This window comes from Streptomyces albospinus (assembly GCF_014648695.1).
GTDB lineage: Bacteria > Actinomycetota > Actinomycetes > Streptomycetales > Streptomycetaceae > Streptomyces > Streptomyces albospinus.
Genome location: NZ_BMRP01000013.1, coordinates 181,288 through 206,686, shown reverse-complemented (window position 1 = coordinate 206,686; position 25,399 = coordinate 181,288). Strand labels below are relative to the sequence as shown.

The 25,399-nt window shown below is 71.6% G+C and carries 20 protein-coding genes and 1 pseudogene; 11 read left to right on the top strand and 10 right to left on the bottom strand.

The features are described 5' to 3' along the window. Positions 1–21 precede the first annotated feature (21 nt). Complete coding sequence (locus IEZ17_RS19865; protein ID WP_229852410.1) at positions 22–1,323, bottom strand: baeRF2 domain-containing protein; 1,302 nt, start codon at positions 1,321–1,323, stop codon at positions 22–24. A gap of 261 nt (positions 1,324–1,584) precedes the next feature. Further along, positions 1,585–2,135, bottom strand: a pseudogene (locus tag IEZ17_RS19860) (TetR/AcrR family transcriptional regulator); the annotation flags it as partial. Between the two features lie 97 nt (positions 2,136–2,232). Between IEZ17_RS19860 and IEZ17_RS19855 the strand changes: the two are divergent. Further along, positions 2,233–2,829, top strand: coding sequence for a DUF2867 domain-containing protein (locus IEZ17_RS19855; RefSeq protein WP_189301943.1), 597 nt, complete (start codon positions 2,233–2,235; stop codon positions 2,827–2,829). Positions 2,830–2,904: 75 nt separating this feature from the next. On the opposite strand, the gene IEZ17_RS19850 is transcribed toward IEZ17_RS19855, so the two are convergent. From IEZ17_RS19850 to IEZ17_RS19830, 5 genes are all read right to left on the bottom strand, one after another. Further along, the gene (locus tag IEZ17_RS19850; protein WP_189301941.1) at positions 2,905–4,857 is read right to left on the bottom strand and encodes a collagenase; all 1,953 of its coding nucleotides are present in this window, start codon (positions 4,855–4,857) and stop codon (positions 2,905–2,907) included. Positions 4,858–5,049: 192 nt separating this feature from the next. Then, entirely contained in the window at positions 5,050–6,042 is a 993-nt protein-coding gene (locus tag IEZ17_RS19845) for a LysR family transcriptional regulator (protein ID WP_189301939.1), read from the bottom strand. 136 nt (positions 6,043–6,178) lie between these two features. Further along, positions 6,179–7,207: a homoserine dehydrogenase gene (locus tag IEZ17_RS19840; RefSeq protein WP_189301937.1), complete on the bottom strand. Its 1,029-nt coding sequence runs from the start codon at positions 7,205–7,207 to the stop codon at positions 6,179–6,181. A gap of 30 nt (positions 7,208–7,237) precedes the next feature. Beyond that, complete coding sequence (locus IEZ17_RS19835; RefSeq protein WP_229852408.1) at positions 7,238–8,587, bottom strand: MFS transporter; 1,350 nt, start codon at positions 8,585–8,587, stop codon at positions 7,238–7,240. A gap of 278 nt (positions 8,588–8,865) precedes the next feature. Continuing rightward, a complete protein-coding gene (locus tag IEZ17_RS19830; protein WP_189301936.1) occupies positions 8,866–10,521 on the bottom strand; it encodes an alkaline phosphatase family protein in 1,656 nt (551 codons plus the stop codon). Between the two features lie 462 nt (positions 10,522–10,983). On the opposite strand from IEZ17_RS19830, the gene IEZ17_RS19825 reads away from it, so the two are divergent. The 4 genes from IEZ17_RS19825 to IEZ17_RS19810 all read left to right on the top strand — a co-directional run bounded on the left by IEZ17_RS19825 (position 10,984) and on the right by IEZ17_RS19810 (position 14,867). Beyond that, positions 10,984–11,520 (top strand): SDR family NAD(P)-dependent oxidoreductase, encoded by a 537-nt coding sequence (locus IEZ17_RS19825; protein ID WP_229852407.1) that lies wholly within the window; start codon positions 10,984–10,986, stop codon positions 11,518–11,520. A gap of 435 nt (positions 11,521–11,955) precedes the next feature. Continuing rightward, positions 11,956–12,192, top strand: a complete 237-nt coding sequence (locus tag IEZ17_RS19820) for a ferredoxin (protein WP_189301933.1) — start codon at positions 11,956–11,958, stop codon at positions 12,190–12,192. After that, entirely contained in the window at positions 12,182–13,576 is a 1,395-nt protein-coding gene (locus IEZ17_RS19815) for an NAD(P)/FAD-dependent oxidoreductase (protein WP_189301931.1), read from the top strand. Before IEZ17_RS19820 ends, IEZ17_RS19815 begins: the two co-directional genes overlap by 11 nt. Positions 13,577–13,631: 55 nt before the next feature. Then, complete coding sequence (locus IEZ17_RS19810; protein WP_189301929.1) at positions 13,632–14,867, top strand: cytochrome P450; 1,236 nt, start codon at positions 13,632–13,634, stop codon at positions 14,865–14,867. Between the two features lie 53 nt (positions 14,868–14,920). On the opposite strand, the gene IEZ17_RS19805 is transcribed toward IEZ17_RS19810, so the two are convergent. After that, positions 14,921–16,738, bottom strand: a complete 1,818-nt coding sequence (locus tag IEZ17_RS19805; RefSeq protein ID WP_189301927.1) for a glycoside hydrolase family 15 protein — start codon at positions 16,736–16,738, stop codon at positions 14,921–14,923. Positions 16,739–17,023: 285 nt separating this feature from the next. Beyond that, positions 17,024–17,746 carry a hypothetical protein gene (locus IEZ17_RS19800; RefSeq protein ID WP_189301925.1) on the bottom strand — a complete coding sequence of 241 codons (723 nt, stop codon included), beginning with the start codon at positions 17,744–17,746 and terminating at the stop codon, positions 17,024–17,026. A gap of 458 nt (positions 17,747–18,204) precedes the next feature. Between IEZ17_RS19800 and IEZ17_RS19795 the strand changes: the two genes are divergently transcribed. From IEZ17_RS19795 to IEZ17_RS19780, 4 genes are all read left to right on the top strand, one after another. After that, positions 18,205–18,675, top strand: a complete 471-nt coding sequence (locus tag IEZ17_RS19795; protein ID WP_189301923.1) for a hypothetical protein — start codon at positions 18,205–18,207, stop codon at positions 18,673–18,675. Between the two features lie 225 nt (positions 18,676–18,900). Continuing rightward, positions 18,901–19,704, top strand: coding sequence for an alpha/beta fold hydrolase (locus tag IEZ17_RS19790; protein ID WP_189301922.1), 804 nt, complete (start codon positions 18,901–18,903; stop codon positions 19,702–19,704). A 146-nt stretch (positions 19,705–19,850) separates the two neighbouring features. Next, positions 19,851–20,321 carry a hypothetical protein gene (locus IEZ17_RS19785; protein WP_189301920.1) on the top strand — a complete coding sequence of 157 codons (471 nt, stop codon included), beginning with the start codon at positions 19,851–19,853 and terminating at the stop codon, positions 20,319–20,321. 130 nt (positions 20,322–20,451) lie between these two features. Next, positions 20,452–21,723: an ATP-binding protein gene (locus IEZ17_RS19780; protein ID WP_189301918.1), complete on the top strand. Its 1,272-nt coding sequence runs from the start codon at positions 20,452–20,454 to the stop codon at positions 21,721–21,723. A 25-nt stretch (positions 21,724–21,748) separates the two neighbouring features. On the opposite strand, the gene IEZ17_RS19775 is transcribed toward IEZ17_RS19780, so the two are convergent. Then, on the bottom strand, positions 21,749–22,522 hold the full coding sequence (locus IEZ17_RS19775; RefSeq protein ID WP_189301916.1) for an AraC family transcriptional regulator: 774 nt from the start codon (positions 22,520–22,522) through the stop codon (positions 21,749–21,751). 70 nt (positions 22,523–22,592) lie between these two features. On the opposite strand from IEZ17_RS19775, the gene IEZ17_RS19770 reads away from it, so the two are divergent. After that, complete coding sequence (locus IEZ17_RS19770) at positions 22,593–23,810, top strand: MFS transporter (RefSeq protein ID WP_189301914.1); 1,218 nt, start codon at positions 22,593–22,595, stop codon at positions 23,808–23,810. Positions 23,811–24,394: 584 nt separating this feature from the next. After that, positions 24,395–25,234 carry an META domain-containing protein gene (locus IEZ17_RS19765; protein ID WP_189301912.1) on the top strand — a complete coding sequence of 280 codons (840 nt, stop codon included), beginning with the start codon at positions 24,395–24,397 and terminating at the stop codon, positions 25,232–25,234. Positions 25,235–25,399 lie beyond the last annotated feature (165 nt).

Genomic DNA, 25,399 nt, shown 5'->3' with positions numbered 1-25,399 from the left:
GCGTGGCCGCCGGCCCGCCGCTCAGCCGTGGGACGGCCGGTGGAAGTGCGGGGTGCGCTCCGGGCCGGCGTACCGCAGCAGCGCGCCCAGCCCGTCCGTCAGGGGCAGTTGGTCCTGCGGCACCACGATCAGTCCCGCGCCCGTGCGCACCGCGGCGCGGATCACGGCGGCGCCGGCCGGCCCCTCTCCGAAGCCGAGGGCGCCGTACGGTCCCAGGTCCGCCGCGGGCGGGCCGCCGATCCGCGTGGCTCCTGCGCCTACCCGGAGTTCCGCCGGGAAGCCGAGCGGGACGTTGAGCAGCAGGGTGCCGGCCTGGGACCGCTGGAGTGCGGCCACGACATCGGACAGGCCCTCGACGGCGCCGTGCCGGCTGGTGCGGCGCGCCCGGAACAGGCCGACGCGGGCCCGGTCGGCGCCGCACATCTGCCCCTCGAACGCCGCGGAGAGCTCCTCCTCCATCAACGCCCTGCCCTGCGGCGCCGGATATCCGTCGCCGTCGCAGGTGACGGTGCGTCTGCGCCATCGTGCGGACAGGTTGTCCGCCAGTACGTTGCGGGCCCAGGTGATCCCGCCCAGCACGATCGCCTCGGCGCCCGTACTGCGTGCCAGTCCGGCGATGCCGTCGGCGGCCTCCTGCCCGGCTCCGTTGAGCCAGCTCACCGTGGGACCGCGCATCCGGCGGCAGTCGCCCGGCGCGACGGCGCTGCTCGGCCACACCCCCGCCTGGCAGGCCACCTCCAGTTCGTCCGCGGGCTCCGCATGCGGGAGCGTGAGGCTGTGCACGGTGGCGGCGACGTAGCGGATGCCCGGTGCGTACTGCACCACCAACGGCATCAGGTCGGGCACCGCGGTGAACGCGGCCTCGTCGCGCACCGGCGGCTCGGGCAGTTCCTCGGTGAGCACCACCCGCCCGCGGGCGGCGACGATCGCCTGCCCGTGCCGCCCGGCGATCTCCTGGTCACGGCCCGCGACACCGGCCACGGCGGCCACCGTGGCGGCGTCGGCGCCCTGCTCCACGAGCGCCTCGCAGACCTGCCGTCTGCGCAGCGCGATCCCCCGGTCCGGATCCTCGGTGTCCCGGGAAGTGTCGAGGTAGGCGCAGACGTACGGGCCCCCGTTCGCGTACACCGCATTGAGGAAGGCCAGTTCCACGATGCCTCCACGCGCTGCGACGTTCCACTTGCTCGTCTTCCTCTCCCAGTAGAGCCCCGATCCGCCCGTCCCGCGCGCCCACCCGGCCGAGCTCATGGTGGCGGCCGGGCCGGTATCCGGGGAGCGCCGCCGGCCGGGCTGCGGCGAGTACGGGGAGTGTCCGTACGTCACGGAGCGCTACCGGAGCGGGGATCCGCGGCGCGCGGTGGCCGATGTCAGCGGGCGTCGGGGACGGTGTGCAGGGCCGCGGCGAGGCTGTCCCGATGGTGGGCGAGGGCGCGCCCGGCGTCGCCGCGATGCTCCGCAATGAAGCCCAACTCGGCCAGTACCAGGGCGAGTCCCGGCGCGTCTCCCCGACTGCGGTGCGGACCTCAGCAGCCGCATCTGGACGGCCGGGACCCGGGACTGACGCCGGCAGCCACGGGGCGCCCACCTCAGCAGCCAGTCCCGGGTCAGCTTCAGCACCTCCTCTCGGCTCCGTGCACCGTGTCGGCGGCGACGAAGTGGCTGCCGATGCGCAGCGTGAAGGCGAGCATGCTGCGGACCTCCACCTCGTCGCCCGAACAGAAGCTGCCGAACAGCGAACGCAGGTAGTCCATCCGCCGGTTGTCGACGCGCCGGAGGCGCTCGGCGACGGTCTCGTCGCGCCGGGCCCAGTCCCGGACCGAGAGGGCGACGGCCGTGCCCCGCCCCGGCTCCTCGGTGAACAGGGCGATCGTCAGCAGCCGCTCCAGCTTGGCCCTGGTGCCCCCCCCGCCGCGCTCGATCTCCTCGATCACCCCTTCGGTGGTGTCGCGCTCCCATGTGTCGAGCATCTCGCCGAGCAGCGCGTCCCGGTCGCTGAAGTACCCGTAGAAACCGCGCTTGCTGACGCCGAGCGACTGTGCCAGCGCCTCGATCCGGACGGCGTCCGGGCCTCCTGTGGAGAGCGCCCGCAGCCCCTCCTCGATCCACATGCCGCGAGGCGTCCGGGTCGTGCCCATTGGTGTGTCTCCTCTCACGCCGCCATCGTCTATACGGCGGCGTACAGACAGTCCTAGCCTCGATTTGTACGCCACCGTATAAGTTAGGGGCCGCTCCATGAGACTTCCCGCTGCCGCGCACACCTCTCGCCCCTGGCGGATCCACGAGATCGCCGGCGACTTCCACCTGGAGGACGTGTGGGCCCTGCCGACACCGGGCGGACCCGAGGACCTCGCCCGGCTGGTGGACCAATTCACCCACGACGGCGTGGAGTTCGCGTCCTCGCCGGTACCGCGGCTGCTGTTCGCGGTCCGGTGGAAGCTGGGGAAGGTGCTCGGCTGGGACACATCCGGCACAGGCGTCGGCACCAGGGTCCGGTCGCTGCGGGACCGGTTACCGGCCGACCTTCGCGAAGGCCCGCGGGGACCCGAACGCCCCGGCACCGCCTTCACCTCCGTCTACCTGACGGACGACGAGTGGGTCTCCGAGATCGCCAACCGGACCATGCACGGGATCATGCACCTCGGCTGGGTCCCCGACGGGGCCGGCGGGTACCGCGGCCAGATGGCCGTCCTGGTGAAGCCCAACGGGCCGCTCGGCGCCCTGTACATGGCGGGCATCAAGCCCTTCCGCTACCTGGGCGTGTATCCGGCGATGCTGCGCGAGATCGGCCGCACGTGGCAGGCCAACGGGCGTGAACGCAGCGCCGGTTGAGCTGTGCCCGAACAACGGGATCCCCGGGCAGGCCGGTCGTGGCCTGCCCGGGGATCCCGGTTCCGTGTCGGAGGGTCAGTGGGTGGTGTGCCGTGCGGCCGAGTGCGCCTTGCAGCCGCCGGACGCGCAGGCGTCGAGCCAGGAGGTGAAGTCGGCGTCGTAGCGGTTGCCGATCTGCGAGTTGTAGACGGCGTAGCCGCCCGCGTAGTCACCCGCCCGGAATTTCGCCAGCATCGCCTGGATGTCGTCGGGGTGTTTCTCGACCATGTACCGCACGGCCAGATAGCCCCATGGATAGGTGCGGGTCACGTCGCTGTTGGCGTAGGTGCTCTGCCACAGCGTGCTCAGCGCGTAGGTGTGCTTGCCGGCCTCGGAGACCGCCTCGGTGTCGGTGACACCGCGGTAGCTGTAGGACACGTACTCGGCCAGGCCCTCGATCCACCAGACGTCCGGGACGGTGATCTCCTGGCTGAAGTCGCCCTTCATGTCGAAGCGGCCGTCGAGGTAGTGCGTGTACTCGTGGTTGAGGTTCCAGATCCGGGCCGGGAAGCCGTCGTCGGAGCCCTTCTGGTACATGATGGACTGGACTTTGTTGTCGGGCTTGGTCGGGTCGCCGGTGATGGTGATGCCGCCGTTGTTGGTGTCGACGCCGAATATCGGTCCCGCGTAGGTCCTGTAGTCGGTGGGGCTGGCGAAGACGATGACCTGGATCTTGTCCTCGTACTGGCCCGGGATCGAGCCGCTGTCCTTCGCCACGCCGTGGAAGAAGGCGTCCTGCTTCTGGAGGCTGGCACAGGCGGCGTCGAGGTCCTGGGGGGTCAGCGCCTGCGCCAGGATGGTGCGCGTGTCATCGCAGGCGTGGGTGGTCGGCAGCGCGGCCTTGGTGAGCTTGTCGGCCAGGTTGCAGGTGTCGAAGTAGGAACAGTTCGCCTTGTCGTAGGAGTCGGCCATGTTGGCCACGCCGACCCACAGCGCGGCGGTCCGGCCGGTGATCTGCGACTTGCCCAGCAGGTCCTTCATCAGGGGCCGCACCTTGTCCTGGAGCGCCCCGGCGTGCTGGACGAAGCGCCCCATCTCGGTACCGGCGTTGGAGGTCAGGAACGCGTTGTCGGTGCCCAGCAGATCGAGGTGCTTCTTGGCGAAGTCGTCCAGGGTGTCGATGATGCTGGGGTCGCTGGTGACCGCCTTGACGAAGGCGTCGTTCTGGTGGCCGCGGAACAGCGGTGTGTAGACGTTGTTGACCGCGTTCACCATGGCCGGGAAGGCGTCGTACGAGCTGTTGTAGGCGTCCAGGACCTTCTTGTAGGTGCCGAGGTACCGCCCCTGCTCGTTGGCGCTGTCGGTGAGGGTGATCGCCTCGCCGACGACGGCGCCGTTCGCGTCGCTGACGTCCATGAAGTGCGAGTTGCCGACGAACGCGTCCAGCGCCCCTTCGATGGCGGATGCCAGGTCCTTGCCGTAGTCGCCGACGTCCTTGGAGTCGTTGTACTGGACGTAGTAGCCGGCGCGCAGGAAGAGGACCAGTTGCTGCACGCTGGTCGAGTCGTCACCGGGATAGGTCGCCGAGGCGCTCTTCAGCGCGTCTGCCACGGGGACCATCTGGGATTCCTGGAAGACGTCGTGGGCGTCCTTGCCGGTGATGCTGAAGAGCGTGTTGACGCATTCGGTGGTCGACTTCTTGATGAAGTCGACCAGCTCCGCACCGCTGCGGCTGCCGAAGTCGCCCGGTGCGCAGGATGCCGCACGGGCATGGTGCGCGGTTCTCATTCGCGGCTGCTGCGGCCGGAGTCGGGCCGCGGTGTGCGGCCTGCTCTGCACGTCGGACCGGTCCGAGGCGGTGGTGGCCGGGCCCGTCGGCGGCAGCGGTCGCACCGGGCCGTGGGATCGGGCGGCGGGCTCGGCGGCGGCCTTGACGGCTGTCGGCGAAGCGGACGCCGTGAGTGTCGGGGTGACCAGGAGGCCGACGGTGGTGGCGCAGGCCGCCAGGCCGATGGTCAGGAATCTGTGTGGGGGGTTGCGATGGCGCATTGCGGCTCCCTCTGTGAATTCATGCGCCTTGTGGGGGTCGGCAAGTGCCTTGTAGGGATCGGCAGATGCCTGAAGGACTGTGCCACTCCCGCCGGCCGCGGACCATGGGCTGGGGGACAGCACCATCGGCGGACCCGCCACAACATCCGCCCGCCTGCGCTGCCGGCACACCGGCCGCGCAGCGCCCGCCTGTCAGACCGGCGCCGATCCGCATCCCGGTGTGCCGTGCGCGCCGTCGACCCCGTACGTCCGTGCCGCCCACGCCTGCAAGTGCGGTGAGTGGGAGCTGAGTTCGCGGTAGGAGGCACAGGCGGAGCGGTGCAGCGTCTCGGCGACCTCGTCGGTCACGCTGTCGCGCCGCCAGAGGAGCAGATAGCGGCACCACAGCGGCGTGCCGGTCAGCGGCTTGACGAGCACCCCGGTCATCGGCCGGATGGTTGCCTGGACGACGGAGACCCCGAGCCCGTCGGCGATCATGTTCTGGAGCTGGAGCTGGTCGCCGAGGAATTCATGGACCGCCGCCGGCGTGAATCCGGCCGCCGCGCAGGCCGTGTAGAACACTCCCGGCCAGCCGGCCCCGTCGTCCGGGGTCAGGAACCAGCCGTCGTCGGCGAGGTCGGCGAGCGCGACCTCCATGCGGTGCTTCACGCGGTGGTGCGCGGGTACGGCCACGAACGACGGCTCGACGACGATCCCGCGGTGCGCCATGGCGGGGGAATGCGGCAGCTCCAGGCCGGGGTAGTCCACCGCGATCGCCGCGTCCAACTCGCCCTTCTCCAGCCGCTCCACGATCTCCGAGGAGGCGTAGACGCTGCTGACGGTCAGCGACAGATCCGGCAGCCGGCTGCGGATCCGGACGACCATGCCGGACAGGACGGGCGAGTTGGTCGCGGCCAGGCGGAGGACCTGATCCGCTCCCGCGGCGCGGCTGCCCGGCCGACGCCCGATGGCATCGGCGCGGTTGAGCACCTCGCGCGCCTGGGCCAGCACTTCGGCGCCGTACCGGGTCGGCTCCACGCCCGACGCGTGCCGCTCGAACAGCGGCTGGCCGAAGTGCCCTTCGATCCGCTGGAGTTGGGTGCTCATCGCCTGCTGCGAGTACCTGAGCACCCGCGCGGCCCGGCCGAGACTCCCGGTGTCGGCGATCGCACACAGGGCTCGCAGGTGTCGAAGCTCCAGCTCCATCCGCTTCCTTCCGCCTCCTACGCCGCCGGTCGTCCCGGCCCCGAGCCGAACGACCTTCAGTACAATCGCACGGATGTTTCGCCGCAAGATTGCTCTGAGACGCAGGCGGCGGAACCGGGCCGCACGCCGCGGCGCATCAGCCGAAGCCGCAGCGCCCGGCCGTCGTGACGTCGAGGGTGTCCTTGACCATGGCGAGAGCGGCACCGAGCGGGCTTGACCGGCCACCGCTCACGGTGATGTCACCGGCGTCCGGGCACCCGTACACCACGGCCTTCTCCGGTCCGGTCAGCGCGTGCAGGGGATCGCCCGGGGCGGTCTCCTCCAGCCGGACGCCGACCAGGAGCGGCCGGTCCGCCCGTGCGCTTGCCACGGCCCGCAGCCGGCGCCCGTCGGCTGCCGCGGACAGCGCCGCCCGTGCGGTGTGCCGGTCCACCGGTTCCGTCTGCGTCCGGACGTCCGCCGGGTCCCACCCCCACAGCAGGGCCGCCAGCAGCCGCACCTTCGTGGCCGCGTCCTCACCCGACAGATCGGCCGAGGGATCGGCTTCCGCGATGCCCCGCCGCTGCGCCTCGCCGACCGCGTCGGCCAAGGAGTCGCCCGCTGCCAGGCGGTCGAGTACGAACGTGGCGGTGCCGTTGGGACAGGCCCGGAGCGACCGGCAGCCGAGACCGCGCACCCCGGTTCTCGCCAGGTCCCCGGCCGGCAGTGCGGCGCCGGTGGCCCCGGAGATCCTGATCAGGCTGCCACCGGCCTGCGCGGCGTCGCCGAGTGCGCGCCAGTGGGTGAGCAGATGGCTCTTGGCCGCGGTGACCACGTGCACGCCCCGGCGCAGCGCCAGGATGGCCTCTTCGGCGGCCTGTTGGCGTGCCTGCCGCGAGGAGGGAAGCGCCTGTACCAGCACGCGTGCGCCGGTCTCGTCCAGCGTCCGCGCCAGCGGTTCCGACGGTCCCCAGGCCGATCGCGGCGGCAGCGGCCCTTCACCGCGGGGCAGGCACTGGGCAGCGCCGACGCGGACGGCTCCGATCCTCAGCCGGACCCCGTAGTCACGGGCGGTCTCGTCGCCCCGCGTGCGCAGCCGCTCCGCAAAGGCGCGGCCGACCGGGCCGTGGCCCGACAGCACCACGGAGACGTCATCCGGTGAACGGGGCACGGTGGCGGGGGTCATGGCGAAATATCTCCCATCCGGCTGCGGGCATTACTGGTTGGCGGACTCGTACGGCGTGGTGGACGTGGGCCGCGGCTCCGCGGGACGGGACGGGGCCGGAGCGGGCGGGGCGACGGTGCGGAGCCGCCGGGCACACGCGCTCCACTGCCACACCGACACACCGGCGGTGACCGCCCCCAGCGCCAGCCACCCGGCCGGCCCGGCGGCCATCACCGCGCCCGTCAGCAGCGGCGGCCCGGCGGATTTCTGGATGGACTGCGCCATGCCGGCCACCCCCAGATACCCGGCGCGCGCGTCCGCCGGGGCGAGCAGGACCGCCAGTTCCCATGAACTCACCGAACGCATCAGCTCCGCCAGCGTGACCAGAAGGGCCGCGGTCAGCAGTGCCGCCGTCGCCCATCCCGTCCCGCCACGGGCGGACACCGCCACGACCACGCAGGACGTGCCCAGCACGGCCCCGTACAGCAGTACCGCACGCGCGGCCCGGCGCGGCCCCTCGGCGCGCGCCGACACCCGTATTTGCAGCGCCACGACCAGCACCGTGTTGACGATGAGGAACGCCGGGGCCAGGGCGTGCGGCGCCGAGGTGCGGGTGATCAGCCACAGCGGCAGGCCGACGTTGAGGACCGAGTCGTCGATGTTCATCACGATGTCGAGCAGGACGAACCGGAGGTACCCGGGGTCCCGCCACGGGCTCGCGGGCCGGGACGGCGGAGCGCCGCTGCCGCTGTCGGCCCGCGCCGACTCGACGGCGCCGTCCCGCGGTTCGCGGGTGCGCCACACCAGCGCCGCGGCGGCGACGAACGACAGCGCATCGCCCAGGATCAGCGCGGCGTACGCGGCGTGGGTGCCCACGGCGACGCCGACGGCCGCGATGCCGGTGCCGAAGGCGTAGCCCGCGTTGGCCGCGCTGCGCGACAGCGCCTGGTAGGCGACGCGCCGCTCCCCCGCGGTCCGGGTGGCGAACAGCATCTCCAGCGTCTTGGCCGCCCGGTCTCCCAGGTAGGTCGCGGCCACGACGGGGAGCAGTGCGCCGAAGCCGGTGCACAGCAGCATCAGGCCGAGGGTCACCAGGCGCAGCAGGTGACAGCCGATCAGCAGCCCGCGCACCGGGTGGCGGCCGGCGAGCCAACCGGCCAGCGGGGAGCCGAAGATGCCCGCCACCCCGGCCACGCCCACGAGCACACCCACCTGTTGGGCACTCAGGTGCGTCACGAACGTGAAGTACAGCACGGCTGCGGAGGTCCACAGCCCGGAGCCGGTCCGGTCGAGGCAGAGGGCCAGCAGCATGATCCGGGCGTTCCGGCCGCCGGGTGGATGGCGCAGCTGGGCCAACAGGCCCTGCCCCGCTCCGTGTTGACCCTTCTCTTCCCACCGCATGATGTGGCCCTGCCCCTCCCGTTTCCGCGCCGTGCCCGACGCCCGACAGGGGAACCTTGCCGCGAGAATTCGCTCGACGTCAAGATACTTGATGTCGACATAGTTCGCACGGTAAAGTCGCCGGGCGGGACGGTGACGGCACCACCACCCCCTCGGCCCGGGGGAGTTCAGGGTCCGGTTCCTTCCCGGCGACCAGGACGGAGGACGCCACCAACGCCACAGGGGCCGCGCACCGAACGGTGCGCGGCCCCTGGCTCGGTCGCCCGGCGGTCGGCCGGTCAGCGGACCGGCAGCACCGCGGTGTGCTCGCGCTGCACGGCCTGGAGTTGCTGCGGGTCGAGGCCGAGCAGCGCCAGGATCGTGGGCGCGATCTGTGCGGTCCGGACCGGCGCCGCGGTGCGGACGCCGGACGGGGTGGCCGCGCCGGAGACGACCAGCGGGACGTCGAGGTCGTCGGCGTGGGCGCCGCCGTGCTCGGCGATCTTCTTGGTGCCGCCGGTGTAGACGACGCCGTACTGGGCGATACCGAAGACGTCGGGGACCCGGGCGTCCCCGGGCTCGACGCCGAAGTACTCGGCCGCGGCCTTGCCGGCGTAGACCGTGCTCAGGCCGCCGCGGGTGAACGCCTTGGGCCTGGTGTCGATGTCGGTACCGTTGCCGTGCTGCGCCAGCAGGTACTTCTTCGCGAACTCGGTGGCCTCCTGGGAACGGTCGTTGAGCCACAGCAGCATGCCGTCGTCGTCCACGGAGTGCGCCACGAGGTCGCCGGCCTTCGGGTGCAGCTTCTTCCAGGCGGCGTTGAGCCCGTCGAGCAACGGGCCGTCGTCCACACGGTTCAGGGCGGCCGGGTCGGTCGGTGACTGGCCGTGCTTGGAGGACAGCACGATGGTGGTGCTGGACTCCAGGTGCCGGTCCTTGATCTCCTTGACCAGCGAGGCGACTTCGCCGTTGACGAAGTCCAGATTCCTGGCCAGCAGCGGGCCGGGCACGTTCTTCGCCGTGTAGCCACCCTTGAGGCCGTCGGAGGACGGCAGCTTCTGGGCGGTGGAGACCGACTGGAAGTTCAGGCCGAAGATCGCCGGGGTGCCGACCTTGTGGGTGCGGCTGTGGTCGTAGCCGTCGATCTCGTTGAGGACGGCCTGCGTCTTGTAGTGGTCGTACTGCTCGGTGGCCTTGTTGTCGCTGGTCCAGTCACCGCCCGCCTTGTAGCCGGGGGCGGCGCTGTTGATCTCCGGGGCGAACAGGTCCTGGATCCCGGTGCCGGACGGGCCGCTGAGGATGTCGTAGGCCGCGTGCTTGTCCGACCACGCGGTCCGCAGACCGGCCTGACGGGCGACCTCGAAGACGGAGTTCACCTGGAGGTAGGAGTGCGGGTAGACCGGCTTGCAGGTCTTCGGGTCGACCGGGAGCTTGCTCGGGTCCAGCAGGTTCTGCGGCTGACCGGTCATCTGGAGGATGCTGCCCGGCAGGCCCTTGAGGCCCTGCCCCGCGTCGAGGGACTCCTTGTTCTTGTCCAGGTCCTCGGTGAGGTCCACCTCCACTCCGGGCTTGACGCCCTGGCAGTGCGTGGTGCTGGCCGGGAGCAGGGCGTGGTCGTAGGTGTCGTCGTAGTAGACGCCGGTGGTGCCCGGTCCGCCGCCGGTGACCTGGGCGGTCATGCCGGGGAAGGAGTCCGAGGGCGTGGTGGTCCTGGCGTGCGTGTACTGCACACCGCCGTGCACCAGGCGGGCCAGGGCCGACTGCGGGTGCTGGGCGATGTACCAGGCCAGGTCCGACTGGTGCAGGCCGTCGGCGGAAACCAGCAGGACGTGCCGAGCGGCGGCCTTGTGGTGCGCGGCGGCCTCATCGGAGGCGGATGCCTGGGCGATGGTCACGCCCGCGAGGGTGCCGGCCGCGCAGAGCGCGGCAGCCAGTCGGATGGAGCGGCGGGTCACAGGTCTCCCCTGATGTCGTGAGTACCGGAGGGGGGTGGAATGGCGCGCTCATGATGAACCGGACCGCGTGTAGCACCGGGATCCGGCACATGAACAACCAGGGAACGGTGGGTATGGCCCGTCTTTGCCGCCACCGCCGCACGACGCCCCCGCCGACCGCCCGTCACGGCTCCGGACCCGCCGCCCCGGAACTGCCGGAGCGAAGACCGCTGCGATCCGGAGGGGGGCGAGGATCCGGTCGTCCGCAGTGAGCGGCATCGCGGCCGGATCCGCTCGGGCGGCGACGTGACGCGGCCTCAAGGATGGGACTCCGGACGCCCCGTGAACCCGTGCACCCTGTCGCGCGCGGCCTTGTGAGCGGTACGGTTTCTGACTGACGTATTCCCCGAACACGCCGCGTCGGCCGGTTCGCCTGCTCGCGAGCGTGGATGTCCGCGCGCCTTCTGACAGGGGAGATCGCGTATGGCGGCCGACCTGACCGACTCCGCACAACGGGCGCAGGTGGAAGCCCGCCTCACCGATGCGGCCGAACCGGTCGAGTTGCTGGTCAACAACGCCGGTTCCGGAGCAGCCGGAGTCTTCGCCAACCTCCCCATGGACCGGGAGGAAACCACGCTCCGGCTGAACAACGAAGCGGTGGTGCGGCTCACCCGGTCCGCCCTGCCGCAGATGCGGATGGCAGGGCGGGGCGGAATCCTCAACATCTCTTCCCTGACAGGCGAGTTCCCGTCGCCGTCCCGCGCCACCTACGCCGCGACCAAGGCGTTCCTCACCCATTTCTCCGGGGACCTTGCCATCGAGAACCGCGGTTCGGGCATCCATGTCACCGTCCTCCTGCCGGGCTTGACCAAGACCGAGTACTTCGCGGTGAACGCCTTGGGTCCCGCCCCCGTACCGGGCTTCTTCTGGCTGGCGGCGGACGAGGTCGCCGCCGCCGGTCTCAAGGCCGTCGCCGCGGGAAAGCGCGTTGCGTGCCCGGCGCTCCCTACAAGGCCGTGAACGCCCTCCTGCCCATCACGCCGCCGCCGCTGAAACGGAGCCTCGGACGCTATCTCTGGCACCGGTGACGGCGGCCGGCCCACGACGCAACGCCGGGTCCGGCCGAGGTGGTGGCCGGGCCCCCTCGTGACGCGCCGTATGCGCCGGAGGGACGCCCACCGAGTGAGGGGCCCTGTCGCGTTCCGCACCCGGTTCGGTGCGTGGCGGCGCGCCCCATCCACACGGCGACGGAAGGCTCTCCCGTTCCGCTCCGGCCTCCCCCGGCCTTCCCGGCCGTTCCCGCATCTCGTGCATCACCCCGACGCACCGCGTGACGTGCGCCTGTCCCCGGGGCCTCGCCATCCTGAAACGGGGCCGGACCTCATGGGGTCGCACGCTGGCGCGCTCAGCGGCCGTGCCCATGACCACGTCGCGTCGCGGAGGAGCGGAGAGTTCATGAGGCTTGTCGTCGATCTCAACCGATGCCAGGGGTATGCCCAGTGTGCCTTCCTCGCCCCGGACGTGTTCACCATGCACGGCGACGAAGCGCTGATGTACGACCCGCTCGCCGATGACGCGCAGCGGGAGAACGTGCGGAAGGCGGCCGACGCCTGCCCCGTCAAGGCCATCACCCTCGACTACGAGGACCTGGGCGCGGCTGACGGTAAGGCGGGTGCGTCCCGTGTCGGTTGACGGCTACCTGGAGACGTTCCGGCGCGAGGGGCGCATCGTTGTCGTCGGTGCCTCCCTGGCCGGCCTGCGGGCCGCCGAGGCGCTGCGCGCCGAAGGGTTCCAGGGCACGCTGACCATGGTCGGCGACGAACCCCACGATCCGTACGACCGGCCGCCGCTGTCCAAGCAGGTCCTGCTGGGCAAGGTGCCCGCCGACCACACGCTGTTGGCGAGGCGGCGCCCGATCGACGCACAGTGGCGGCTCGGTGCGGCGGCCACCGGACTGGATCTGGCGGCCAGGCGGGTGCAGCTCGCCGACGGCGACGCGATCGACTACGACCGGCTGCTGATCACCACCGGGGTCCGCGCCCGTCCGTGGCCGCACGAGCTGGAAGCCGACCTCGACGGGGTCTGCGTGCTGCGTACCCGGGACGACGCGGTCCGGCTGCACCACCGGCTGACGGCCGGTCCGCGCCGGGTGCTGGTGATCGGGGCCGGCTTCACCGGCTCGGAGATCGCCTCCGCCTGCCGGGAACGGGGCCTGCCGGTCACCGTTGCCGAACGCGGACCGGCTCCCCTCGTAGGGGCGCTCGGCGGTGTGGTCGGTGAGGTGGCCGCGGAACTCCAGCGCGCGCACGGTGTCGATCTGCGGTGCGGTGTACAGGTCACCGGGCTGGAGGGGGACTCCGCCGGCCGGGTGCGAAAGGCCCACTTCTCGGACGGCACCGCGGTCGAGGCGGACGTGGTCGTCATCGCGCTCGGCGCGACCCGCAACACCGAATGGCTCGCGGACTCCGGTCTGGGCGCCGGTCCGCGCGGCATCGCCTGCGACGCGGGGTGCCGGGCCTTCGACGTACGCGGCATCGTCACCGACGACGTCTTCGTGGCCGGTGACGTCGCCCGGTCCCCGCACCCGCTCTTCGGCTACCAGTTCCTCTCCCTGGAGCACTGGGGCAACGCCGTCGCACAGGCCGAGACCGCGGCCCACAACATGGTCAGCGGCAGCGCGGACCGCCGGCCGCACCTGTGGATGCCGTCCTTCTGGTCCGCCCAGTTCGGGGTGAACATCAAGTCCGTCGGCGTGCCGCCGATGGGCGAGCAGATCATGGTCACCCAGGGCTCGCTCGCCGAACAGCGCTTCACCGCGGCCTACGGCTATCAGGGACGCGTCATCGCCGCCGTCACCTTCGACCAGGCGAAGTGGCTCGACTTCTACGAGCGGCAGATCGAGCAGGCCGCGCCGTTCCCGCCCGAGTTCACCACGGTCGACCGGCGCACCGAAGGGCTCCAGCCGGTGCCGGCCGGATTCCCGGACCCCTCGCTTCCCAGCCACGGGCCCACCATCACCCTCAGCGGGCACTCACCGACCGACCGCCGCATCTCGTTCACCCCCCGACGCGCCTGACCCGGGCACACCGGCACGGACGCCCCCGGCCGCAGCACCTCGGAAGGATTCCGCCATGACGTCCGTCGCACTCCTGCACCGGATCACCGACTACGCCAACCGCCCCGACCCGTACCCGCTCTATGCCGAACTCCGCAGGACGCCGGTGGTCCGCGACGAGTCGGGGCCCTATCTGGTCAGCACCTACTGGGAGATCAAGGGGCTGCTGCACGACCCGCGGATCAGCTCCGACCTCCGCAATCTGACCCCCGAGGCGGCCAAGGCCGGCGGTCAGGAGCACGACCCGAACCTGCCGCCGGCCTTCATCCGGCTCGACCCGCCGGAGCACGACCGGCTGCGCCGGCTGAGCATGCGGCCGTTCGGTCCGCCGCACACCCCGCGCCGGGTGTTCGACATGCACGGCGAACTGGAGGAGATCGTCTCCGGGCTCGTCGACGGTCTGCGCGGGCGGGACACCATCGACCTCGTCGACGACTTCTCCTACCCCTTCCCGGTCACCGTGATCTGCCGGATCCTGGGCGTCCCGCGCGAGGACGAGTCGCACTTCCACGAGTGGGCCGACACCATCGCCGCCGGTCTCGACCCGGTCGGTACGGCCGAGGAGCGCGAGGCGCAGGTCCAGGGCGTCCGGCGGGCCAGGGGCGAACTGGCCGCCTATCTCGCCGGTCTCATCGAGGAGCGCCGACGGTCGCCCCGCGACGACATGCTCACCGCGATGGCCACGGAACACGGACCGGACGGGCAGATGTCACCGGTGGAGATCATCACCACCGCGGCGCTGCTGCTGATCGCCGGCCACGAGACCACGGTCAACCTCATCACCAACGGGATGCTCACGCTGCTGCGGAACCCCGACGTCCTCCAGCGGCTGCGCACCGAGCCCGGTCTGGCCGTCCCGCTCGTCGAGGAGCTGCTGCGGTTCGAGCCTCCGGTGCAGATGCTGCCGCAGCGCACGACGCTGGCCGATATCGACATCGACGGGACCATCATCCCGAAGGGCGCCTCCCTCTACCTCATGGTGGCCTCCGGCAGCCGGGACCCCCAGCGGTTCACCGACCCCGACCGCTTCATCCCCGACCGGCCCGACAACCAGCACCTGGGCTTCGGCCACGGCCTGCACAACTGCTTCGGCGCGCCCCTCGCCCGGCTGGAGGCGCAGCTCGCGCTGACCGCGCTCGTCCGCCGGCTCAACGGCCCGAGCCTGGTCGAGGACCCGCCCCCCTACCGGCAGAACGCCGTCCTGCGCGGCCCCCGGCACCTGCCGATCGCGATCAGCGGGGTCACGGACTGAGCCCGATCCGTCCTGCCGGGCCGGGCCGGGCCGCCGGTCGTTCGGTCAGTCAGTCAGTCACGCTGCCGGTCGAGGGCGTCGTCCAAGGTGGTGGCGGCCATGATGAGCGACAGATGGGTGAACGCCTGCGGGAAGTTGCCCAACTGCTCGCCGCTGGGGCCGATTTCCTCGGCGAACAGCCCGACGTGGTTGGCGTAGGTCTGCATCTTCTCGAAGGCGTACCGCGCCAGGCGGAGCCGGCCGGCCCGGGCCAGGGCGTCCACGTAGAGGAAGGTGCACAGGCTGAAGGTGCCTTCGGAGCCGCGCAGGCCGTCGGGTGACGCGGCGGGGTCGTAGCGGTGGACCAGGCTGTCCGACACCAGGGTCCGCTCCATCGCGTCCATCGTGGACAGCCAGCTCTCCGTCCGGGGGGCCAGGAAGCCCACCCGCGGCAGGAGCAGCAGCGACGCGTCGAGCACCGTGCCGCCGTAGTGCTGGACGAGGGCCTGTTCCTGCTCGTTCCAGCCGCGCTGCATCACCTGTTCCATGATCGCGTCGCGGGCGGCGGTCCACCGGACGGTATCGGCGGGGCGGCTGTAGGCAGCAGCGAGGCGCAGCCCCCGGTCGAACGCCACCCAGGACATGATCCGGCTGAAGGTGAAGTCCTTGCGCCCGCCGCGCGTCTCCCAGACGCCTTCGTCGGGGCGGTCCCAGGAGTCGGCGAGCCAGTCCAGTGTCCGGGCCAGGTTCTTCCAGCCGTGGTAGCCGGCCCGCATGGCGATCTCCCGCCCCTCCGACAGGGCGTAGAGCGCCTCCCCGTAGATGTCCAGCTGCAACTGGTCGGCGGCGGCGTTCCCGGCCCGCACCGGATACGAGCCCCGATAGCCCTCCAGGTGCGGAAGGATCTCCTCCGACAGCTCGGGGTCCCCGTCCACCCGGTACATGATCTGGAGCGGTTCGCTCCTGTCGTCCTCCGGGGGTTGCAGGCGGTCCCCCAGCCAGCGGGTGAACTGCGCGGCCTCCTCGATGAATCCGAGATCGAGCAGGGCCCGCACGGACAGCGATCCGTCGCGCACCCAGGTGTACCGGTAGTCCCAGTTGCGTTCGCCGCCCACCTGCTCGGGCAGCCCCATGGTCGCCGCGGCGACCGGTGCCCCCGTGGGGGCGTAGGTGAGGAGTTTGAGCGTGATCGCGGAGCGGTGCACCACGCCCGGCCACCGGCCCCGGTAGCGGGAGGTCCGCACCCAGTGCTGCCAGAAGTCCACGACCTCCCAGAACCGCTCCTCCACCGTGTCCGGTGTCACGGGCGGCGGGGCGGGCGCGTCCGCCCCGCCGACGGTGAGGACGGCCGCCGCCGCCTGGCCGGCGCGCAGCGTGACCGCGCCCCGCACATCGGTGCCGTCGGGCTGCAACGGAAAGGTGGTTTGCAGATGTGCGGTGGTGCCCGGTGCCCGGAAGGTGGCGATGCCCTCCCCGAGGTCGCGCTCGTGGACGGCCCGCCCGTAGTCGAAGCGCGGCCGGCACTCCAGGTCGAAGTGCACCGTTCCCCGGACCGCTCGCGCCCCGCGGAGCAGGACGTGCCGGTCGGACGGTGTCCCCGTACGGTCCGGTGGCATGCAGTCGAAGACTTCGCCGACGCCGTCGGGGGACATGAACCGTGTGACCAGGACCGCGGTGTCCGGGAAGTAGAGCTGCTTGCAGATGCTGCCCGGATCCTCCGGCCCGAACAGGAAATAGCCCCCGCGATCATGGTCGAGCAGTGCGGCGAAGATGCTGGGCGAGTCGAACCGGGGCGCCGCGAACCAGTCGCAGACCCCTTGCGACGAGATCAGCGCAGCGGTCTGGAGATCGCCGACGACGCCGTGGTCCGCGATGGGTGGGTACCGATCCATGATCATCCCGCCTTGTGGGAGCCGTACCTCCACTCTCCGCCCCCGCCGACGGCCACGCCAAAGCGAATCCGGCCCCGGCGCCGCTCCCGGCTCCCGCCCAGGTCAGAGGCGTGCAGCACTGAGGACCCCACTCGGCGCGGTCGTCACCGGTCCGCCACTCGATCACGGTCGGGCGGGAACTCGATCACGGGCGACGAGAACCCGATCACGGGGGGGCGGGCGACCGGAACCGCCATCACGGCGGGACGACACGGAGCCGCCCAGCACCCCCGACCGCACCGCCCCCTACCGCCCTGCCCCGCCCGTCCGGCCCTCCCGGCTCCCCTGTCCGGCCCGCCCGCCGGACCGGTGGCGGCGCAGGGTGACCACGAAGACATGGCTGCTGACGGCCAGCATCCAGAACGGGAAGACGAGTTCGCAGTGGCTCGTGGTGCCGACGGCGAAGAGCAGCGCCAGCGCGACGAGATAGCCGAGCCAGACCAGCCAGCGGGGGAAGATGCCGAGCCGATGACCGATGGTCGTGGTGGACACGACGAACACGGCAGCCATCCGTGTCGAGTAGCTGGTGAGCAGCGCGAGGACGAGGTGGCGCCCGTACTGCCAGAGCGCGAGCTGCCCCGCCGACGGCGAGGAGGACACGTCCGTCACCGCCAGCAGGCTGCCGGCCGCCGCCGCGAGGACGAAGAGCATGGCCACGAACAGCAGCCCGCTGCCGAGGAACAGCGTGGCGAAGAACCGGTCCTCCCCCGCACCGACGTAGTCCCTGACGGCGCCCATGAACCACAGGAAGAAGATCCCGGCGAACGGCAGCAGGGCGAGCGCCGTGCGGAGGAAGTCCCGCTGGGAGGTGGCGCGGATCCAGTCGACGGCGTCCTCGGCGTGCTCGGGCACCGCCAGCCGCACCAGCAGGATCGCGATGCCCAGCAGCAGCCCGGAGACGATCCCGGCCACCGCCGCGATACGCGGCGTCTGCAACACTCGGGTCGGGTCCCCGCCGGTGGTTGGCATGACGTTCTCCTCCAGCAGACGCTTCCGGCCGAGCCCACATGGTGCAGTGCGGCCGTCGTGCACACACCGCGCCGACACTCACCGGCGCGACATTCACCCCCATGGCTCGCCCCACGGATGAACCGTCCGGCACCGACGCACGCCGCCGTGCGCCGCCCGAAGTCGACCCCCTACGGGCCGTACGCCCGGCCACCTGAGGGGAGCAACCCGTCCCACACGCGGGCCGAAGGGCCGGGCACGGCCGCAGAACTCACTCACCGGACCCGAAGCCCCACGGCGGCCACCGGATCGGCCCCCGCTCGTCGATGGACACCGTGGGCTCCACCAGGAACACATCGGCGCTCACCCGGCGGCCATCCACGTCGCTGCTGCACACGACCGGGCGACGCCCACGACCGGATCCTCCGTCCGCGCCAATTCCCCTGATGCGGGCCGTCGTTGCGACTTAACGTGCTGCGATGAACTGGGGATCTCTGGCAAGTACGCTACTGGGCGCCCTGATCGGGATCGCGTCGACGCTGACGGCCGACCGGGTCAGGGCACGGCGCAGCCGTGACGAGAGCGATCAGGTCGCGCGGCGGCAGTTGTACGGCGAGTACCTCGCCGCGTTGGCCCGGACGAGAAATCACCTCCGGATCGCGGCCAGGTCCGCCGAGACGCCTGCCGCGGAACGGGCGCGTATGGCAGGGGAAGCGTTCCGCGACGGGAATGCCTATGAACTGCGTTACCAGGTCGCCATGGTGGCGCCGGCCGAGGTCGTCGATGCCTCCACCGCGGCCTTTCGCGCCCTGAGGGATGTCCGTGACGTAGTGGAAAGCGGTTCTCTCCACAGAGAGGAGAGTTATCTGGAGCTGCGAGATCGCTGGGAGGAGAGGTTCGCGGAACTCCGTGCCGCGATGCGGGACGATGTGCAGCGGAACGGCGGGTGAGGAAGGGCGGTCACGGCGGCCTCGGGCGCATACGCCGATGTCCGACTCGCCGACGCCCTGGCCGCCTTGGACCTGGTGAAGGGCAGGGCGGACCTGGCCCGGCTCCCCGGCGGAACCGGGCGCTCAGCCGTCCGGGCCGGCAGATCAACTCGGCTGGACGGCAGGGAAGATGGACCTCGACCTGGATACCGGATGCAGGACCCCGGCACGTTCCGAGGAAGGCCCATGAACGCCGACACCGCTCAGCACGCTCACCACATCGCCCGCGCCGACGACGGCACCGCGCTGGCCTACCAGCGCCAGGGAGCGGGACGTCCGCTCGTACTCCTCCAGGGCCAGGCCAACAACCACCACTGGTGGGACCCGATCCGCGCGGACTTCCACACCACGCACGCCACGATCACCCTGGACTACCGCGGCACCGGCAACAGCGACAGGCCCCGAGTCGGCTATTCCACCCGGCAGTTCGCGGAGGACGTCATCGCGGTGCTGGACGCGTCGGGTGTCGGGCAGGCCGATGTCTACGGGACGTCCATGGGCGGCCGGGTCGCCCAGTGGGTCGCCGCGCGCCACCCGCGGCGGGTCCGGCGCCTCGTCCTGGGCTGCACCTCTCCGGGCGGTCCGCACGCCGTCGAACGCGACGCCGCCGTACGGCGCTCGCTGGCCCAGGCCGACCCGGAGGCCGGGCGCCGGGCCCTGATCGACCTGATGTACTCCCCCGCCTGGCGCGCCGGCCACCCCGGCCCCTACCCGACCCTCGGCGACCCCGGGATGCCCCCGCACGCCCGCCACGGGCACCTGGTGGCCAGCAACGGCCACGATGCCTGGGACGCGCTGCCCCTCATCGGCGCCCCCACCCTGATCCTGCACGGCGACCAGGACCGGCTCACTCCGCCGGACAACCTGCCCCTGCTCGCCGCCCGCATCCCCGATTCCAGAACGCACCTTTTCCCGGGTGCCCGGCACGCGTATTTCGAAGAATGCCGCGAGGAAGCCGGCCGGCTGGTCACGGAGTTCCTCGGCGAATGAGGGGGCGGACCGCGGCATGGAATGCGGTCCGGAGAAGGAGACGTGTGCAGCATGAATCGGTATGCGGGAAAAGCCGGAATGTATGATGCCGGGGCCGGTGAGGGGTTCACCGTGCTCCGGTTCTCGTGCGGCAGAAAGGGCGCCTCGTGGGCGAGCGGATACCCCGGGCGCCGGCCGGACTCGCCCTGGCGGCGGCCCTGGTGGTCGCGGTGGCGACCGGGTGCGGGGAGCCGCCCCGGCTGCACGTCGAGGGCCCGGTCCCCACGCCCGCCGAGCAGCACGGTCCGGTGTATGTCGCGGACGCCATGGGGCAACCGCTGGGCAGGCCGGCGCATTTCACCCTCACCCGGCACACGTCGCTGTCCCGGCTGAGCTGGCGTTCCTGGGGCGAGACCAAGGCCGTCGCCACCGGCCGGGTCGGTGGTAAATGGTGCCTGCCCGGCTGCGGGGCGTCGGGGTTTCCGGCGACGGTGGAGCTGACCGGCCTGACGCAGCATGACCGGGTCGCGTACTACTCCCGGGCCACGGTGCGTTCCTCGGGCCTGCCCGCCGAACAGGCGGCCCGGCTGCGTGAGGTGCGCCTGGCCGTCCCCGGGCCCTGGGAACCCGCACGATGACCGATGCCCCCGCCGCCTGGACACCCGCTCCGTGCCGCGGAGTCCGCGGCGCCTTGCCCGGAGGCGACGGGGCGGTCCGGCGGCCGAACGGGGCCGGCCTGCCGGCGCACCGGGAAGAGCGCTGAGCACCATGGGCCTTCGGACCAGGACCGCGCTGGTGATCGCGCTGACCACCGCGCTCGCCGCCACCGTCATCGGGTTCCTGGTGCATCACCGCACCGCCCAGAACCAGCGCAAGGCCGCGGGTGAGACGGTCGACGCGGTGCTGCTGGACGCACTGTCGGACGCCGCCACCGGCACCAGCACCACGGCCCTGATCGACCCCCCGGACCTGCCCGCCGCACTGCGCACCGCGGTGACGCAGCGTCCGGTACGCGCCACGTACCTTGAGAACCGCGGAGGCACCGCCGGGCCGGTGCTGTGGGCCGCCGCGCGGCACGGCGACAGCATCATCGCCGTACGGCGCTCCTACGCCCCCCAGGTACGGGCGCTGGCCGACCTCGACGGGGTGCTGATGGGTTCGGGCGCCGCGACCACCGTGCTCGGCTGTGTGGCGGGCGTCGTGGCGGCGGCCGGTGTCGGGCGGCGGATCGGTGCGTCGGTACGGACCGCGCAGCAGATCGCCGACGGTGATCTGACGGCCCGTGTACCGGCTGCGGGGAACGATGAGATCGCTCGGCTCGGCGCCGCCGTGAACGCCATGGCCGATGCCCTCAACGACCGTCTGGAGGCGGAGCGCCGGGTCACCGCGGACATCGCCCATGAACTGCGCACACCGGTGGCCGGAATGGTCACCGCCGCCGGTCTGCTGCCGCCCGGCCGGCCCACGGAACTGGTCACCGCCTCTGCCGCGGCACTGCGCGACCTGGTGGAGGACGTACTGGAGGTCGCGCGCCTGGACGTGCCCGGCGTCGAGCAGGCGCAGTGCGAGGACGTCCGGGTAAGTGCCCTGGCGCGCAGGGCGGTTGGGCAGACGGGCCGGGACGCCGAGGTCGTGGTGCACGAGGACGCCACGGTGCGCACCGATCCCCGGCGGGCCGAGCGGATCCTGGCGAACCTGGTCGCCAATGCCTACCGTCACGCGGCCCCGCCCGTGGAGGTGCAGGTGGACGGGGCCACCGTCCGGGTGCGCGACCACGGCCCCGGCTTCCCGGCCGACCTTCTGACGCAGGGCCCCCGGCGGTTCCGTACCGGCGCACGCGGCACGGGTCTCGGGCTCGGCCTGACCATCGTCGTCGGCCAGGCCCGCGTCCTCGGCGCCCGGGTCCGCTTCGACAACCTCCCCGACGGCGGGGCACTGGCCACCCTCAGCCTCACCCCCGAATCGTCCGGGACTCCCGAAACCTCCGACGCGCCCGCGTCTCCCCCGCCCACGGACCGCGGGGCAGCGCCGGGGGCGTGAGCACCGCGCGGGCCGGTGCGGCCGGTCAGGGGGTGAAGTAGCGCGTGGGGGTGGTGCCGAGGGCGCGGCGGAACATGGCGGTGAAGGCGCTGGGGGTGGCATAGCCGACGCGCAGGGCGACGGTGGTGACGGGAACGCCCTTCGCCAGCAGTGCCACCGCGTGCACCAGCTTCGCCTGCTGCACCCAGTGGGCCAGGCTCATCCCGGTCGCGGCGGCGAAGTGGCGCTGAAGGCTACGGGGGCTCAAGTGCGCCTGGGCCGCGGCCTGTTCGGTCGTCCACCGGTGTTCCGGCGCGCGCCGGATCTCCCGGCACAGGTCCGCGAGCCGGGGGTCGTCCGGGGCCGGCAGGTGCAGGGCCCGGACGGGGCGCGGGGTGAGTTCCCGGAGCAGCAGCTCCATGACCAGGCCGTCCCGGCCGCCGGTCCGGTACTCCACCGGCAGTCGTGTCGCCTCGTCGATCAGCTCGCGCAGCAGCGGGGAAACCGATACGACGGTGGGCGTCCCGGGCAGACCGGCGGCGGCGTCCCCGGCGATGTAGAGGGTCCGCATGGCGACCGGTCCGGCGCAGGTCATCTCATGGGTGAGGCCCGGGGGTACCCACGCCGCCCTGCTGGCCGGTACCACCCAGGTCCCATGCGCGGTGCCCACCGTGATGGCGCCGGACGTGCCGTAGATCAGCTGGGCGCGCCGGTGGGAATGCGGCGGGATGTGGTGGCCGTCGGGGAGGTCGCGGGCCATCGCCGCCACCGGTCGGGGCACGTCCTGATAGTCGTCCCGATTCTCGCTCTTCCCGAACATGGCGCACTCTCGACATCACCTGGCGGTACGGCGAAAGTCTGCCACGCAGCGCCTTCATAGCCTCGGCCGCATGCGTCACTTCCCTTTCGTTCCCGCAGCGCGACACGGGTCGCGGGCCGGGCGGCATCCGCGTTTCCAGGTGCCCGTACTGGCGGTCGCCAGCGCGGTGACCGCCGCCAACGTCTACCTGAGCCAGCCCCTGCTCCAGAAGATCGCCACCTCGCTGTCGGCCGCGCCCGGCCTGCTGGGCGCCGTACCCACGGCCACCCAACTCGGCTACGCCGCGGGCATCCTGCTGCTGGTGCCGGCCGGGGACAGCCACGACCGCCGCCGGCTGATCCTGGTCCTCACCGCGAGTTCCGCGCTCGCGCTCGCGGCGAGTGCGCTGGCGCCCACGGCGTGGCTCCTGATCGCCGCCGGGTTCGCGGTCGGACTGCTGTCGCCCGTCCCGCAGTTGGTCACGCCGCTGGCCGTGGCACTGTCCGAGGAGCGAGGGGCGGCACGGGGGCGGGTCGTGGGCACCGTGCAGGCGGGGCTGCTCGTCGGCGTACTCGCCTCGCGGGCCTACTCCGGCGCGCTGGCCACCCTGCTCGGCTGGCGCGGTGTGTACGCCGTCTCCTGCGTGCTCACGCTCGTCCTGGCTCTCGCCCTGCGCCGGTACCTGCCGCCGGCCCCGGCTCCGGGCGCGTCCGGCGGCTACCGTGCCTGCCTCGCCTCGCTGCCCCGGCTGGCCGCGCAGCCGCTGGTGGCGCGGGTGGTCTGGTCGGGCGCCCTGGTCGGCGTCGCGTTCGGCGCCTTCTGGACCACGCTGACGTTCCTGCTGGCCGACCGATATCACTACGGCACCAGCCGGATCGGGCTGTTCGGACTGGTCGCGGCGGCCAGCGCGCTGGTGTCTCCGTGGGCCGGCCGGATGGCCGACCGCCAAGGCCGGGCAAGGGGCCTGGCCGTCCTGATCACGCTGGTGATCGCGGGCTGGCTCGCGCTGCTGCCCGGCGGTACGTCGCCGGTCTGGCTGGTGGCGGGGGTGGTGCTGCTCGACGTCGGGGCCTGGGGCAGCCAGACCGTCAGTCAGACCGTGCTGTTCGCCCTCCCGCCCGGCCTGCACAACCGGCTGAACACCGTGTACTTCACCTTCCGCTTCTCGGGCATCGCGGCGGGCTCACTGGCCGGTTCGGTCGTCTGGACCGCTTCCGGCTGGTCGGCTGTCGTCGCGCTCGGCGCCTCGGCCGGGTTCCTCGGCCTGGTCGTCGGTCTGCTCCCGCACCGCGAGCGCGCGGCGTACTGATCCGGGAACGCCGGCAGGCGGGGCGGCAGTGGGGCGGCAGCCGACACCGAACGGCATCGGTCGCCGCCCGACCGCCGCCCCGCCTGCCGGGACGCCGGAGGTGGCGGTCCGCCGGGGTGTAGGGTCCGAGATTTCGTTAGCACTGGCTTCTGCGGAAACGCCGGAATCCGGGGGCAGTGAGCAGTGACGGTACTGGCCGATGGTGAGCAATCGGCGGCCCTACGCCGTCGAGCTGGTGACAGCGAGTGAGGTGCCAACGTTCTTTGGACCGTGTCCTACGGGGTGGAGCGGATCAGTCATCTGCTGTTGCACACGCCTGAGTTGTCAACCGCAGGCGGTGGAACTGCAGTTCCGTGAAAGGCGTTTGGGTAGGCATGATGATTTCTTTAAGACGGGTTGCGGGGGTCGTCGCTGGGATAGCGCTGGCGTGCGGCGGGGTCTCGGCGTGTGGGGCGGCCTCAGGCGGTGAGGGCGGCCGGAGCGGGGGTGTTACGGCATCCGCTTCCCTCACGAAGAAGGGGCCGGGAGGTCCCGGAGGCAGGCTGTTCGGTGGGATCTGGACCTTCGACGAAGGCACGCTTACGGTGGACGGGCAAGAGGTGCATAAGCCCCCGAATGCCAGCCCGTGGGTGGAGTTCCGTGACGACGGGACGGTTGCGGGGGATTACGGCTGCACGCCGTTTCGAATCAAAGCCGAACTGGAAGCGACCACAGTGACGTTGGGCGAAGGCCTCCCGGCGCTGCCCCCTCCTACGGCGGCGCCTGCTTCGCCCGACGAGACGACCGCATGCCCGACGCCGGACAAGCAGCAGAAGGACTTCGCGAGTTCCACGGGTCCGGATGCGCAGCAGCCGACAGTCGAGGGCCTCGCACAACGGAGCCCGGAGCTGAGGGATTTCGAGGCGAAGGTCAAGAAGTTCTTCCACCGAGGCCAGCTGAAGATCACCGAGAAGAGACTGCCGCAGGAAGTCGGAGGGCCGCCTCCCGGCTCGTTGCCGCAACTGCGGAACGAGCACGGTGACGTAGCCACCCTCGCCATCGTCAGAGACCCGAGCATCTTCGACACCAAGTTCCAAGTGAGCGAGTGGATGGTCTACGACAGCAGCGACAAGATCAAGTCCGCCAAGGACACCTCCTTCACATTCCATCGCGACGGCACCGTCACCGGCAAGCTCGGCTGCAACGACTTCACCGCCAAAGTCTTCTTCAACGGCCCCCACCTCTTCTTCCGCGACACCCAACTCACCACCCACCGCACCTGCGCAACACAGAACATGCAGGACGAGGCCGCCATCCTCGAGAGGCTCCAGAGTTCACTGAACTACCGCTATAGCGGTGATAGTGACGGGATCTACATGAGGGACGACGTCGGCAGCGATTATCGGGCGACAGGTTTTAAATTCAAGCCCGTCACAGATCAGTAGGCCGCAACCGCCCCACGCGCCAGGCCGGCTGCGCTGGAAGGAACCGCGCAGGGCCGCCGTGGAGGCAGGAAAACTGGACGGAGAGTAAGCCGGAGCAGTCTCATGCTCTGGCTGCTGTCCGTCGGCTTCTGGGCGGTGTGGTACCGGATCGATGCCGTTGGAACC